The organism is Pseudohongiella sp., assembly GCF_011050365.1.
Taxonomy (GTDB): domain Bacteria; phylum Pseudomonadota; class Gammaproteobacteria; order Pseudomonadales; family Pseudohongiellaceae; genus Pseudohongiella.
Window position 1 is genome coordinate 90,030 of sequence record NZ_DRFV01000009.1, and the last position, 12,900, is coordinate 102,929.

A 12,900-nucleotide genomic window follows, 5' to 3' on the forward strand; every position below is an offset into this window, starting at 1 on the left:
TTGCGGAATATGGTGACTCGAACCATGCTGGGGAGCAATCATGACCCTGATCGCCTCGGACGCACAACCGGACTTTGCAGCCTTGCTGGAAGGCTTTGACGTGCCGGCGATTCTGGTAAGCGCGGACTACGAGATCCTGGCTACCAATCGTAATTACCGTGACAGTTTTGGCGACATTGATTACCGCCAGAGCCCCCGCTGCTTCCGTGTGTCGCATGGCTACGATGTACCCTGCGATCAGGCCGGTGAAAGTTGCCCGCTCAGTGCAGCGCGCGCATCCGGCAGCAAGGAACGGGTGCTGCACATCCACCAGACGCCGCGCGGGCGCGAACACGTCGATGTAGAGATGGTGCCCATCAAGGCCCCTGACGGCAGCCTGAAGTACTTTGTTGAACTGCTGAAACCGGTCGCCATTGCCAGTGCCGAAATCAGCAGCGACGACATGGTAGGCAGCAGTCCGGCGTTCAATACCATGCTGGAAAACATTACCCGGGTCGGCCCTACGGACGCCTCAGTGCTGTTATTGGGCAAATCGGGTACCGGCAAGGAACTGGCCGCCATCGCCATTCACCGCGCCAGTGCCCGCAGTGACAGTGCCATCGTTACCCTGGAGTGCTCCGGGCTGACCGAAAGTCTGTTTGAAAGTGAGCTTTTTGGTCATGTGAAAGGTGCCTTTACCGGCGCCAGTTTCAATTCGCCGGGCCTGGTGGAGGCCGCAGACGGTGGCACGCTGTTTCTGGACGAAATCGGCGATGTGCCACTGGAGATGCAGGTCAAGCTGCTGCGCCTGATCGAAACCGGCACTTACCGCCAGGTAGGTAGCCGTGAACTGAAACGGGCGGATTTTCGTCTGATCTGCGCCACACACAAGAATCTGTTTGACATGGTACGTCAGGGCCGTTTTCGCCAGGATCTGTACTACCGTATCAACGTCTTCCCGATACACATGCCATCTCTGCAGGAGCGCACCAGTGACATCCCGGTGCTGGCCAGGTCGATGCTGCAGAAGCTGGACAAAAGCGGGCGCTGCGTGATGACTGACTCGGCGGTAAAGGCGCTACAGGCACACCAGTTTCACGGTAATATCCGCGAGTTGCGCAACATTCTGGCGCGCGCCATGGTACTGAACAATACCCATGTAATCGATGGCAAAGTCATCAATAGCTGTTTGAGTATCGACGACAGCGCACACAGCGTTGACCTGACCCTACCGGACTTAAAAACCAACGAAGCCCTGTATCTGCAGCGTGTGCTGGCCGCCTGCGACAACAACAAGGAAAAGGCCGCCGACATTGCCGGTATCAGTGTAAGGTCGCTGTACCGCAAACTGGAGGAGTAAAAGAAAGGGGACGGAGGAGTTAAACTCCTCCGTCCCCTTTCTTTTTCGTTTTTGTTACAGCTTGTCGGCGAGTTCCGGCACGGCCTGGAACAGGTCAGCCACCAGGCCATAGTCAGCGACCTGGAAAATCGGCGCTTCCTCGTCCTTGTTGATGGCGACAATCACCTTGCTGTCCTTCATACCAGCCAGATGCTGAATGGCACCTGAGATACCGACCGCAATGTACAGTTCGGGCGCCACAATTTTACCGGTCTGACCGACCTGCATGTCATTGGGCACAAAACCTGCGTCAACCGCAGCGCGTGATGCACCGATGGCAGCGCCCAGTTTGTCTGCGACTTTTTCCAGCATGGCAAAGTTCTCACCGTTCTGCATGCCGCGGCCACCGGAGATGACAATCTTGGCACCGGTCAGTTCGGGGCGCTCGGACTGGGTCAGCTCTTCGCTAACGAAGGTGGCAATGTCCTGTGACTTGACGATATCGATTGCTTCAACCGTGCCGGAACCGCCTTCTTTGGCGGCCTCGTCAAATGCTGTTGCTCGCACGGTGATCACTTTAACGCTATCGCTGGACTGCACTGTTGCCAGCGCGTTACCCGCGTAAATCGGACGCACAAAGGTGTCGGCGCCTTTTACTGCGGTGATATCGGAAATCTGCGCCACGCCCAGCAGCGCCGCCACACGTGGCATCAGGTTCTTGCCGGACGTTGTTGCCGGTGCCAGGATATGTGAAGAATCCTTACCCACTTCGGCAATCAGCTCAGCCAGATTTTCCGGCATCTGATGCTCGTAGGCAGCATTGTCGGCAACCAGAACCTTGCTGACGCCGTTGACGGCAGCGGCAGCCTGCGCCACCGCATCACAGCCGGTGCCGGCAACCAGTACCGTGATGTCGCCGCCAATTTCGCTGGCTGCGGTGATAGTATGCAATGTCGCCGGTTTCAGGGCGGCATTATCGTGTTCTGCAATGACCAAAATACTCATATCTGCTCGTCCCCTTAAATCACTTTGGCTTCGGTTTTCAGTTTGCTGATCAGCTCGTCGATGCTTTCCACCTTGATACCGGCGGAGCGCGCGGGCGGCGCCTCAACAGAAACCACTTTCAGACCCGAACTGACATCCACGCCCAGTTCGTCCGGGGTGACTGTGTCGATGGTCTTTTTCTTGGCCTTCATGATGTTGGGCAGTGAGGCGTAACGTGGCTCGTTCAGACGCAGGTCAGTGGTGACCACCGCCGGCAATGTCAGTGAGACAGTCTGCTCGCCGCCGTCGATCTCACGTGTCACCATGGCTTTACCGTCGGCGACTTCCAGCTTGCAGGCAAAGGTGCCCTGCGGCATGCCGGTCAGTGCACCCAGCATCTGGCCTACCTGGTTGTTGTCCGAATCAATGGACTGCTTGCCCAGCAACACCAGATCGATGCCCTCTTTCTCGATCAGCTTCTGCAGCACACGAGCGACAGCCAGCGGCTGCACGTCGGCAGCGGCGTCAACGTGGATGCCACGGTCAGCACCCAGTGCCAGTGCGGTACGGATCTGTTCCTGGCAGCTCTTTTCGCCGATGGATACAGCAATGACTTCATCCGCCACGCCTTTCTCTTTCAGGCGAATGGCTTCTTCAATGGCGATTTCACAGAAAGGATTGACCGCCATTTTGGCATTTGCCAGGTCAACGCCACTGCCATCTGATTTGACACGGATTTTAACGTACGCATCAACAACACGTTTAACTGCTACCAGAATCTTCATGGATTCTCCAATTTTACTGTTTTAAATTAACTCTTTAAAACCCAGGGCCCATTGGGATCCAGAACTCTTGCCTGAACCTGAGTAAACGAAGCGGATGCGACAAAGCACCCAAAAAAGGCCGCCAATGATGCCGGTTTTAATCGCCCTCGTCAATAAAAAGGCTGCTTGTACGGCTTCTCAACGTTAGCCAAGCGAAAAAAAAACGCCTTCGCTGACAACCCCAACAACATCGTCAGATTTATTATTTTTCAATAACTTATCAGACGCTGCCAGGGGCACTTCGGTATCCGCCAGCGCCACCATCTGATAAAAAACCGAACGGCTGATCAGTGCCTTCAGACCATAGCGTACTTCAAGCACCGGATGAGGTTGTTGATCTTCATCAGTGCTTACTTCGATTGCATTGTCAGCGCCCGCAGTGACGGTTTCGCCGGTATTCAGGGTAAACGTCAGACGCTGCTTTGCGCCTTCTCCGCTGACATCCAGCAGTTGTGCCACAAAAGGACAATCGTCCACTTTGATCCGCACTTTTTCCACCGGCGTCACCAGATAGTGATGGCCATCATCGTCCAGTCGCAGGATGGAAGAAAACAGGCGCACCATGGCAATACGGCCGATGGGTGAGCCTTCGTGGTACCAGCGTCCGTCGGCAGCAATTCGCATGTCCATCTCGCCACAATACGGCGGATCCCAGTCGTGGACCGGAGCTGGTCCTCTCTGTTTGCCGATTTGCTGAAGCAGGTTATCAGGACTCGCTGTTTTGTTTGTCATGCTTCCCTCCCGTATCGCTGCAGGATCTGACCTACCCATATCTAAAAGTTGACCGCGTAAATGCCCGGCGCGTTCCTCCAGTAACCTTTGTAGTCCATGCCGTAGCCAAACAGGTACTTGTCTTCGGCAGTCAGCGCGGTAAAGTCGGCCTTTTTCAGTTCCGCCGTCTTTCTGTCATGTTGTTTGTCGATAAGCACTGCGGTGTACACTGCCTGTGCACCCTTGCCTTCACACCAGCTCTTGATGCCTGCCAGCGTTTCGCCCTCATCGAAAATATCATCCAGTATCAACAGGGTTCTTCCCTTTAGGCTGGTAGCAGGTGTCACTCGCCATTGCAGGTCACTGCCCTGCATTTGTTCACGATAACGCGTGGCATGGATGTAATCCATTTGCAGCAGAAAGTTCAGGCGCGGTGCCAGCCGTCCGGTCAGCACGATGCCGCCGTTCATCACACACAGAACCAGCGGATTGCGCCCGGCCAATACCTCAGTGATCTGAGTTGCCAGCGCATCCAGCGCGTGCTCAATGTCAGCCTCCGAATACAGACATTGCGCCTGGTCCATCACTTGCTGCAAATGTGTCATATCGGGTTGTAAATCAGGTGTTCGTTCACTCATGTTGCCGGATCCAGTTGCGCCAATTGTTTACGGGTCTGTTGCCAGCGTGGCGTAGCAATCAGAGCATCGAAAGTCAGGTGGTGTTTTCTCTGCATACGCAACAGACGCGCATTGGGTTCAATATCCATGGTTTCCAGTACAGCCAACGCCTGCAGCGCTGCACTGCGATCGTTGCACACCAGAAGCATATCGCAACCGGCGGCCAGAGCTTTTTTGACTCTGTCTTCCATATTGCCGGCTGCTGCGGCGGCGGCCATGACCAGATCGTCACTGAAGATGACACCGTCAAAACCCAGCTCCTGGCGCAGCACCGTCTGTAACCAGTAGCGGGAAAAGCCGGCACAGGCTGCATCAGCCTGTTCATAAATAACGTGCGCCGGCATCACCGCATCCATCACCGGCATGCAGCGCACAAAAGGCTGCATGTCTTGCTCGCGAATGCTCTGTACGGTACGCGTATCCACCGGCAAGGCATGGTGTGAATCCGCAGAGACACTGCCATGACCGGGAAAATGTTTACCGGTCGTTGCCATGCCAGCCTCGTGCATGCCCTGCATGAATTCGGTTGCCAGCGTGATCAGCGCCTCCTGATCGGCGGCAAAGGCGCGATCACCAATGACGTCGCTGACACCGGTGTGCAGATCCAGCACCGGCGCGAAACTGAAATCGAGTCCGCAGGCGAGAACTTCTGCCGCCATCAACCAGCCGCAATCACGCGCCAGTGCCCGCGCTGCCGATTGATCCTGCTGCCACAGTTCACCAAACCGCAGCATCGCGGGCAGCCGGGTGAAGCCCTCGCGCAAACGTTGCACCCGACCGCCTTCCTGATCGACGGCCAGCAGGATCTGCGGCCGGCAGCGGCGTATATCACTCACCAGCGCCTGCACCTGGGCCACATCGCGCACATTGCGGGCAAACAGGATGACACCGCCTACATGTGGCTGCATCAATAACTGCCGCTCCTCGTCGGTCAGTTCCAGTCCCTGCAAATCCAGCATCAATACGCCGGGTAAATCACTCATTTCCAGCTCCTGCCCTGTTCAGTCTGTCGGCACCAGGTACTCAATGTATTACCGGGGCCTCGTAAGTCGGGCATTATCACAGATTCAGGAAACGTTTGCGTCGGGGAAATAACTGGTTATAATTACAGTTATACGTTCAGCACACCAGATAGCACACGGAACCGTTATGCAAGCACTGACGCCCAGACAAGCAGAGATACTGGCATTCATCCGCCGCTACCAGCAGGACACCGGTTATCCACCGACCCGCTCGGAGATCGCGCAGGAAATGGGGTTCCGCTCACCCAATGCTGCCGAAGAGCACCTGAAGGCGCTGGCGCGCAAGAAAGCCATTGAAATCATTCCCGGCGCCTCACGCGGCATCAAACTGCCTGATCTGGAAGATAGCGGGCCCGCCGGTCTGCCGGTCATCGGCCAGGTCGCCGCCGGCAGCCCCATCCTGGCGCAGGAGTGCATTGATGAATACGTCAATGTGCCCGCCGGCCTGTTCAACCCCAAGGCCGACTATCTGCTGACCGTCAAAGGTACCAGTATGATCAATGTCGGTATCCACGAAGGCGACCTGCTGGCCGTGCACAAAACCGCCCAGGCCCGCGATGGCGATATTATCGTCGCCCGCCTGGACGAGGATGTCACCGTCAAACGCCTGCAGCACACCGCCGAAAAACACCGCCTTCTGCTGATTGCCGAAAACGATGATTTCGCCCCAATCGAGGTGGATCTTCGTTCACAGCAGTTTGTCATTGAGGGAATTAGCGTCGGGGTAATTCGAAGACACTGAGGTAGCCAACTGCATGCCGTCAGATCAGCCGGCGATACGGGGTCGGTCTCGTCACGGTCGCCTGCGGCGCCCTGATTGTTCCTCGACGGACGCCCGCACCACCGCCCGCTCTGACTACCTGTAAACTGAGCTGGAAACGTAGGCGAGGCAGTCGGGGCCAGGCGAAATCAAATTTTATGAGGGAGCTTACAGTCAGTAAGTGACCGATTAAAATTTTATTTCAACGCCGCCCCGGCAACGATGGTAGTTTCCAGACAGTTTACTTGTCCACGACCCACTTTTTGTTCCGATAGTACGCCTTCCAGCCAGTCGCCTTCTTATCCACTTCTGTCAGCAGATAATGTTCTTTCGCCTTCCGGCTGAAACGAATCACCGTCGGGTTGCCATCTTTATCGGCTACCGGGCCTTTCAGCAGATACTGGTACTTGTCCTCCAGCTCATCCTTGTGCGGAATGATCTCTGCCAGCAACGGCGCCCGCGTCTCCCGATTTTTCGGGAACTTGCTGGCGGCCAGGAACAGACCGGCAGCCCCGTCGCGCAACACATAATGATCTTCGACCTTGTCACAGGCCAGCTCGGGCATCGGGATCGGATCCATCTTGGGCGGTGCCGCTTCGCCGCTACGCAGCAGTTTGCGGGTGTTCTTGCACTCGGTATTGGTACAACCAAAATACTTGCCGAAGCGCCCGGTTTTTAACTGCATGTCCGAACCGCACTTGTCGCATTCAATGACCGGACCGTCATATCCCTTGATCTTGAAGCTGCCTTTTTCCACTTCAAAACCGGCGCAATCCGGGTTGTTACCGCAGACATGCAGCTTGCGTTCAGTGTCGATCAGGTAGCTGTCCATGGTGGCATTACAGATTTTGCAGCGTTTGCGCTCACGCAGACGACGGTTTTCAACTTCCTCAGCTTCCTCAGCGTTGTCAGTGTTGATCGCCTCTTCACCCGGCGTCAGATTGATGGTGCACTTGCAGCGCTCTTTCGGCGGCAAGGCATACCCGGAACAGCCCAGAAAGACCCCGGTGGACGCCGTGCGAATCTGCATGTTGCGGCCACAATCGGGACACGGAATGTCGGTCTCGGTCGGGTTGTTCTCCCGCATGCCATCGTCATCGGCCGACGCGCGCGCCAGCTGTTCGGAAAAGTCAGCGTAGAAATCGTCGAGCAATTTTTTCCAGTCTTTATCGCCGGCGGCGACCTTGTCCAGCGAGTCTTCCATCTTCGCAGTAAAATCATAATCCATCAGATCAGTGAAACTTTCCTGCAGACGTTCAACAACAATATCGCCCATCTTCTGGGCATAAAAACGACGGCTCTCAACCTTGACGTAACCGCGCTCCTGAATCGTGGAAATAATGGCGGCGTATGTCGAAGGACGACCAATGCCACGCTTCTCCAGCTCCTTGACCAGACTGGCTTCCGTGTACCGGGGTGACGGTTTGGTGAAATGCTGTTTCGGCTCCAGCTGTTGCAGCGCCAGCTCTTCGCCCTTGCTGACATCCGGCAGTACCACGTCTTCTTCTTTGGTGGGCAGTACCCGCAGGTAACCGTCGAACTGCATGATGCGACCTTTGGTGCTGAGCTCAAAATCACCGGCGGTGACTGAAATCTTGCTGCTCAGGTAGCGCGCTGGCGGCATCTGGCAGGCCACAAAGTGTGCCCAGATCAGGGCGTATAGGCGCTCGGCGTCGCGCTCCATGCCCGACAATGCGGTGGGCGAGGTATTCACATCAGTCGGGCGGATCGCCTCGTGTGCTTCCTGCGCGCCTTCGCGAGCGCTGTACTGGATGGCTTTTTCGGGCAGATATTTTTTGCCGAACTGGTCTTCGATATAGTCCCGGCACATCTGCAACGCATCGGCGCTTAAATGAGTGGAATCGGTACGCATGTAGGTGATGTAACCGGCCTCGTACAGACGCTGCGCCATCATCATGGTTTTCTTGACGCCGAATCCCAGTCGTGTGCTGGCCGCCTGCTGCAGGGTGGAGGTGATCAGGGGCGGACGCGGTTTCGAGCTGGTGGGTTTATCTTCGCGAGCACTGACGACAAAGGACGCATCTTTTAATGCTGCTTCTGCCCTGGCTGACTCATCAGCGCTGCCCGGCCGGTAGTTTTCGCCGTTCTGTTTGATCACCTGCAGGCGGATTGCGTCCTTTGCCTTGTTGGTGGTATCAGCAAACAGCTCCCAGTATTCTTCGGGAATAAAGGCGCGGATTTCTCGCTCGCGTTCGACAATCAGCAGCACCGCCACCGATTGCACTCGGCCGGCTGACAGGCCACGGGCGACTTTGGCCCACAACAGTGGCGACACCATGAAACCCACCACACGGTCGAGGAAACGACGCGCCTGCTGCGCTTCCACGTAGCGCATATCCAGGTCGCCGGGACGGGAAAATGCCTCGTTGATGGCTTTTTTGGTGATCTCGTTGAACACCACACGTCGGTAACGGCTCTCATCACCGCCGATGGCTTCTTTCAAATGCCAGGCAATCGCCTCCCCCTCTCTGTCCAAGTCCGTTGCCAGATAGATGGTGTCAGCGCTTTTGGCCAGACGCTGCAGCTCGGAGACGACTTTTTCTTTGCCAGGCAATATTTCGTAGCGGGCCGCCCAGTCATGCTCGGGGTCGACACCCATGCGGGCGATCAATTGTTGGCGGGCTTTCTTCTGTTTGTGTGCGGCCTTTTTCTCGGGGCTCAGCTTGCGGGTTTTGGCGGCTTCCTTGGCGCGCTGGGCCGGTGTTGTTGTCGAGCTCGATGCGCTGCCGGACACCGGCAGGTCGCGGATGTGACCCACGCTGGACTTGACCACGAACTCGTTGCCGAGGTACTTGTTGATGGTTTTGGCCTTTGCGGGAGACTCGACAATAACTAGGGATTTACTCATGTAAGCTGCTTGATTCCTGGTGTTTGTTCGTTGTATTTGCCGGGCTTTCTATGCCCGGCGCGACGACTATTGTCTGGGCCGCTACGCTTGGGGCGCAACAATATATCAGGGCGGCTTACCCTGACGAAGCCGTCATATATAAAGATTCACTGACTGAGGGTCAAGCGTTTGTTGATAAAGCCGGGCGGGAAGTTTGCCGCTTCCCGCCTCGATCGCCGGCTTAATCCATCGGGACTTCATGGGTCCAGCCGTAGCTGTCAGGCAGCTCCCCGCGCTGAATACCGACCAGCAATTCATACAGTTTCTGCATGATCGGACCGGCCTGTTCACCGCCACCGTAGAAGTTGTGCCACTTGCTGTCCAGCCAGATGCGACCGACCGGAGACACCACTGCCGCGGTACCACAGGCGGCCACTTCCTCGAAGTCTTCAATTTCCTTGCGCAGATCAATAGGCCGTTGCTCGATGGTCAGCCCCAGCTCTTTTTCCGCCAGCGTCATGATCGAGCGCCGGGTCACGCTGGGCAGCACCGCACTGGAGCTGGGCGTGACAAAACGTCTGCCGCGCATGGCGACCACGATGTTGGCAGAACCGGCCTCATCTATGTACCGACGCTGGGCCGCATCCAGAAACAGTGCTTCGTTGGCACCCAGTTGCTGGGCCAGGCGCGTGGCCAGCAAACCACCGGCGTAGTTGGCACCGATCTTGAAATTACCCGTACCCGATGGCGCGGCACGGTCCAGATCAGATACCGCCAGTGAAATCACCGCCAGACCAGCACTTTGATAGTAAGGCCCGACCGGCGACACAAACACCCGGAACTCGAACTCCTTGGCAGGTTTCAGGCCCAGGTTCTCGCCAACACCGATCAGCATGGGACGTATATATAACGCGGCACCGGAACCGTGAGGCGGAATCCATGGGTAGTTCGCCCGCACCGCCGCTTCCACGCCGCGGATAAACAACTCCGGTGGCACTTCCGGAATCAGCAGCCGGGTGGCCGCCTGACGCATGCGTTCGGCGTTGAGTTCGGGACGGAACAGCAGCACCCGGCCATCAGGCGCGGTCTGCGCTTTCAGACCTTCGAAGCATTGCTGCGCATAATGCAGCGCTGGCGCGCCTTCGTGCACCGAAATCATCTCCGAGGTGATCAGTTCACCTTCGGTCCACTGACCGTTGACAAACAGGGCGCGGAATCGATAATCCGTCGGCCGGTACTGGAAACCCAGTTCCGCCCAGTTCAGATCCTTTTTGGTTTTTGCCTGCTCGCTTTTATTCTGTTCCAACGTCGTTCACCCTGTTAAGTCTGCGGTCTTGATATGATTGCCCTGGTTTTCAGCGGCAGTATTATCCTTGATACGCGCTGAATCTACCACATCTCTGCTATAATCGCGCGCCATGACAAATCCCCTGATCGATATCGGCGCCAATCTTGGCCATGACTCTTTTGCCCACGACCTGCCCGACGTGCTGCAACGCGCCCGGGATGCGGGGCTTGTGCATCAGCTGGTGACCGGCACCACACTGCCAGCCTCAGCACATGCGCTGGAGATCTGTACACATTATCCGAACCTGTCCTGTACCGCCGGCATTCACCCGCATGAGGCTGCTCACGCCGATGCCGAGGTGCTCGCCGGCATTCGCGCACTGCTCGGTCAGCCGCAGGTGAAAGCCGTCGGTGAAACCGGACTCGACTTCAACCGGGATTTTTCGCCGCGCCCGGCACAGGAAAAGGTATTCCATGAACATCTGGCCATGGCAACGGCGACCGGCAAACCGGTATTTCTGCATCAGCGCGATGCCCATGAGCGTTTCCTGCCCATTCTGAAAGACCATCGCGACGCCCTGAGCGGCGGTGTTGTACATTGTTTCACCGACACCCGGGAAGCACTGTTCGATTACCTGGATCTGGACATGTATATCGGCATCACCGGCTGGATCTGCGATGAGCGCCGCGGCAAACATCTGCACGAGCTGATGACCAGTATTCCCGCCGACCGCCTGTTGCTGGAAACCGATGCCCCTTACCTGTTGCCGCGCAGCCTGCGCCCGAAACCGAAAACCCGGCGCAATGAGCCGGCCTGGTTAACCGAAGTGCTGGCAACCGTCGCACGCTGCTGTCAGCGCCCGGCCGCCGACATCGCGGCCGACACCACGGCCAATGCCGTGCGACTGTTTAATCTGGAGATCGGCCTGGCCGGTTAATCTGGAGATCGGTCCGGCCGGGCGCTAAATCGCAAAACGCGCCAGATAAGCCCGGACCGCACTTTCATCAAAAGGCCACCCCAGGTCTTCATCGTGCCCCTGCAGTCTGATCACCGGAATACGCAAACCGTATGCTTCCACCAGCCCGGGGTCGTCGCTGATTTCCACCGGCGTCCAGCTCAGCGCTGAATCGTCGGCGACCACGGCGCGCAGCACCGCTTCCGCCTGCTCGCACAAATGACAGCCCACCGTGGTGTATAACAGCAACTCACCTGTCATTAGCGCGTCTCCCTGTGACGTTCGTCGCGGGCTTCATCCCTGATCACCAGGCCTTCAACAACCTGTCGCACCAGCGGTGGTCCCTGATAAATGAAACCACTGTAGATCTGTACCAGGCTGGCACCGGCGTCGATTTTCTCCTGCGCCTGCGCCAGCGACGCAATGCCCCCGACACCAATGATGGGAATCTGACCGTCCAGGGCGCTGGCAAGCTGCGCCACCACCCGGGTAGAGGCCTGCCGCAAAGGGGCGCCGCTCAAACCGCCGGCTTCGACATGCAACGGATTGTCCTCGACACCCTCGCGCGACAATGTGGTGTTGGTGGCGGTGACGCCATCAATGCGGAATTCCAGCAGCGCCGAGGCAATCAGGCCCACTTCGTCTTCATTGAGATCGGGGGCAATCTTGATAACCAGTGGCACATGGCGCCCGTCAGCCTGCGCCAGCGTCAGTTGTTCCTGTTTCAGCAAGGTCAGCAGGCGCCGCAACTCCTCGCCGTACTGCAAGGTTCGCAGCCCCGGTGTATTGGGTGAAGACAGGTTGACGACGATATAACTGGCATATGGCCAGGCCTTGCGCAGGCCAATCAGATAGTCATCAGCGGCCTGCTCTACCGGCGTATCAAAGTTTTTACCGATATTGATACCCAGGACGCCGCCAAAAGCACTGCGTTTAATTTTTGTCAGCGCGTGATCAATGCCCTTGTTGTTGAAACCCATACGATTGATGATGGCCTGTTGTGCTGGCAGGCGGAACAGTCGTGGCTGCGGATTGCCCGGCTGCGGTCTTGGAGTCACCGTGCCGATTTCGATAAAACCAAACCCCAGGGCTGCCAGACCATCGATATGATCCGCGTTTTTGTCCAGCCCGGCCGCCAGCCCCACTGCATTGGGAAACTCGATACCCATGACTGTCAGCGCCTGTCCACGCCCCCGGCGGGCACCGCCCAGCGTGGAACTGAGTCCCAGGCTGTGAGCCAGATCCAGACTGCTCATGGCAACCGAGTGCGAAGCTTCGGTGGGCAAATTAAATAAAACGGAGCGCATCAGGCCGTACATGTGGGAGTCTCTTGTGGAATTTGATCACCATTATAAAGGACTGTGCCTGAGCCTGCTGCCACATTCTGCGACAAACTGACGACGGTGCCTGCTAGACATCAGCCCTAAATTGGTTACAATCGCTGACTTCCGGCCCAAACCTGACGACTAAAACAGGCCCGACACCTAATAACAGGCCCGACACTCAAAAACAG

The 12,900-nt window shown here is 57.0% G+C and carries 12 protein-coding genes; 3 read left to right on the forward strand and 9 right to left on the reverse strand.

Annotated elements, in window-relative coordinates; genetic code table 11:
* The first annotated feature begins 40 nt into the window (after window positions 1-40).
* Window positions 41-1,339 (forward strand): sigma-54 interaction domain-containing protein, encoded by a 1,299-nt coding sequence (locus ENH71_RS08140; protein WP_294132305.1) that lies wholly within the window; start codon window positions 41-43, stop codon window positions 1,337-1,339.
* Window positions 1,340-1,393: 54 nt separating this feature from the next.
* On the opposite strand, the gene ENH71_RS08145 is transcribed toward ENH71_RS08140, so the two are convergent.
* The 5 genes from ENH71_RS08145 to nagZ form a co-directional block, all read right to left on the reverse strand.
* Window positions 1,394-2,323 (reverse strand): electron transfer flavoprotein subunit alpha/FixB family protein, encoded by a 930-nt coding sequence (locus ENH71_RS08145; RefSeq protein ID WP_294132307.1) that lies wholly within the window; start codon window positions 2,321-2,323, stop codon window positions 1,394-1,396.
* A gap of 14 nt (window positions 2,324-2,337) precedes the next feature.
* The gene (locus tag ENH71_RS08150; RefSeq protein WP_294132312.1) at window positions 2,338-3,087 is read right to left on the reverse strand and encodes an electron transfer flavoprotein subunit beta/FixA family protein; all 750 of its coding nucleotides are present in this window, start codon (window positions 3,085-3,087) and stop codon (window positions 2,338-2,340) included.
* Window positions 3,088-3,270: 183 nt separating this feature from the next.
* Window positions 3,271-3,858 (reverse strand): DUF1285 domain-containing protein, encoded by a 588-nt coding sequence (locus ENH71_RS08155; RefSeq protein ID WP_294132315.1) that lies wholly within the window; start codon window positions 3,856-3,858, stop codon window positions 3,271-3,273.
* Window positions 3,859-3,899: 41 nt separating this feature from the next.
* Window positions 3,900-4,475, reverse strand: a complete 576-nt coding sequence (locus ENH71_RS08160; RefSeq protein ID WP_294132318.1) for a hypoxanthine-guanine phosphoribosyltransferase — start codon at window positions 4,473-4,475, stop codon at window positions 3,900-3,902.
* Window positions 4,472-5,497 carry a beta-N-acetylhexosaminidase gene (gene nagZ, locus ENH71_RS08165; protein WP_294132320.1) on the reverse strand — a complete coding sequence of 342 codons (1,026 nt, stop codon included), beginning with the start codon at window positions 5,495-5,497 and terminating at the stop codon, window positions 4,472-4,474. Before nagZ ends, ENH71_RS08160 begins: the two co-directional genes overlap by 4 nt.
* 166 nt (window positions 5,498-5,663) lie before the next feature.
* On the opposite strand from nagZ, the gene lexA reads away from it, so the two are divergent.
* Window positions 5,664-6,278 (forward strand): transcriptional repressor LexA, encoded by a 615-nt coding sequence (gene lexA, locus ENH71_RS08170; RefSeq protein ID WP_294132322.1) that lies wholly within the window; start codon window positions 5,664-5,666, stop codon window positions 6,276-6,278.
* Between the two features lie 259 nt (window positions 6,279-6,537).
* On the opposite strand, the gene topA is transcribed toward lexA, so the two are convergent.
* Both topA and ENH71_RS08180 read right to left on the reverse strand, forming a co-directional pair.
* Window positions 6,538-9,165: a type I DNA topoisomerase gene (topA, locus tag ENH71_RS08175; protein ID WP_294132324.1), complete on the reverse strand. Its 2,628-nt coding sequence runs from the start codon at window positions 9,163-9,165 to the stop codon at window positions 6,538-6,540.
* Between the two features lie 220 nt (window positions 9,166-9,385).
* Window positions 9,386-10,450, reverse strand: coding sequence for a branched-chain amino acid aminotransferase (locus ENH71_RS08180; protein WP_294132325.1), 1,065 nt, complete (start codon window positions 10,448-10,450; stop codon window positions 9,386-9,388).
* Window positions 10,451-10,562: 112 nt separating this feature from the next.
* On the opposite strand from ENH71_RS08180, the gene ENH71_RS08185 reads away from it, so the two are divergent.
* The gene (locus ENH71_RS08185) at window positions 10,563-11,369 is read left to right on the forward strand and encodes a TatD family hydrolase (RefSeq protein ID WP_294132327.1); all 807 of its coding nucleotides are present in this window, start codon (window positions 10,563-10,565) and stop codon (window positions 11,367-11,369) included.
* A gap of 24 nt (window positions 11,370-11,393) precedes the next feature.
* On the opposite strand, the gene ENH71_RS08190 is transcribed toward ENH71_RS08185, so the two are convergent.
* Together ENH71_RS08190 and ENH71_RS08195 are read right to left on the reverse strand one after the other, a co-directional pair.
* Entirely contained in the window at window positions 11,394-11,648 is a 255-nt protein-coding gene (locus ENH71_RS08190) for a glutaredoxin family protein (protein WP_294132329.1), read from the reverse strand.
* The gene (locus ENH71_RS08195; protein WP_294132331.1) at window positions 11,648-12,706 is read right to left on the reverse strand and encodes a quinone-dependent dihydroorotate dehydrogenase; all 1,059 of its coding nucleotides are present in this window, start codon (window positions 12,704-12,706) and stop codon (window positions 11,648-11,650) included. The genes ENH71_RS08190 and ENH71_RS08195 overlap by 1 nt, the downstream gene beginning before the upstream one ends.
* Window positions 12,707-12,900 lie beyond the last annotated feature (194 nt).

Excerpts from the sequence above, each read along its gene's own strand:
- ENH71_RS08140 (WP_294132305.1), top strand. The coding sequence starts at position 41 with ATGACCCTGATCGCCTCGGACGCACAACCGGACTTTGCAGCCTTGCTG.
- ENH71_RS08145 (WP_294132307.1), bottom strand. The coding sequence starts at position 2,323 with ATGAGTATTTTGGTCATTGCAGAACACGATAATGCCGCCCTGAAACCG.
- ENH71_RS08150 (WP_294132312.1), bottom strand. The coding sequence starts at position 3,087 with ATGAAGATTCTGGTAGCAGTTAAACGTGTTGTTGATGCGTACGTTAAA.
- ENH71_RS08155 (WP_294132315.1), bottom strand. The coding sequence starts at position 3,858 with ATGACAAACAAAACAGCGAGTCCTGATAACCTGCTTCAGCAAATCGGC.
- ENH71_RS08160 (WP_294132318.1), bottom strand. The coding sequence starts at position 4,475 with ATGAGTGAACGAACACCTGATTTACAACCCGATATGACACATTTGCAG.
- nagZ (WP_294132320.1), bottom strand. The coding sequence starts at position 5,497 with ATGAGTGATTTACCCGGCGTATTGATGCTGGATTTGCAGGGACTGGAA.
- lexA (WP_294132322.1), top strand. The coding sequence starts at position 5,664 with ATGCAAGCACTGACGCCCAGACAAGCAGAGATACTGGCATTCATCCGC.
- topA (WP_294132324.1), bottom strand. The coding sequence starts at position 9,165 with ATGAGTAAATCCCTAGTTATTGTCGAGTCTCCCGCAAAGGCCAAAACC.
- ENH71_RS08185 (WP_294132327.1), top strand. The coding sequence starts at position 10,563 with ATGACAAATCCCCTGATCGATATCGGCGCCAATCTTGGCCATGACTCT.
- ENH71_RS08190 (WP_294132329.1), bottom strand. The coding sequence starts at position 11,648 with ATGACAGGTGAGTTGCTGTTATACACCACGGTGGGCTGTCATTTGTGC.
- ENH71_RS08195 (WP_294132331.1), bottom strand. The coding sequence starts at position 12,706 with ATGTACGGCCTGATGCGCTCCGTTTTATTTAATTTGCCCACCGAAGCT.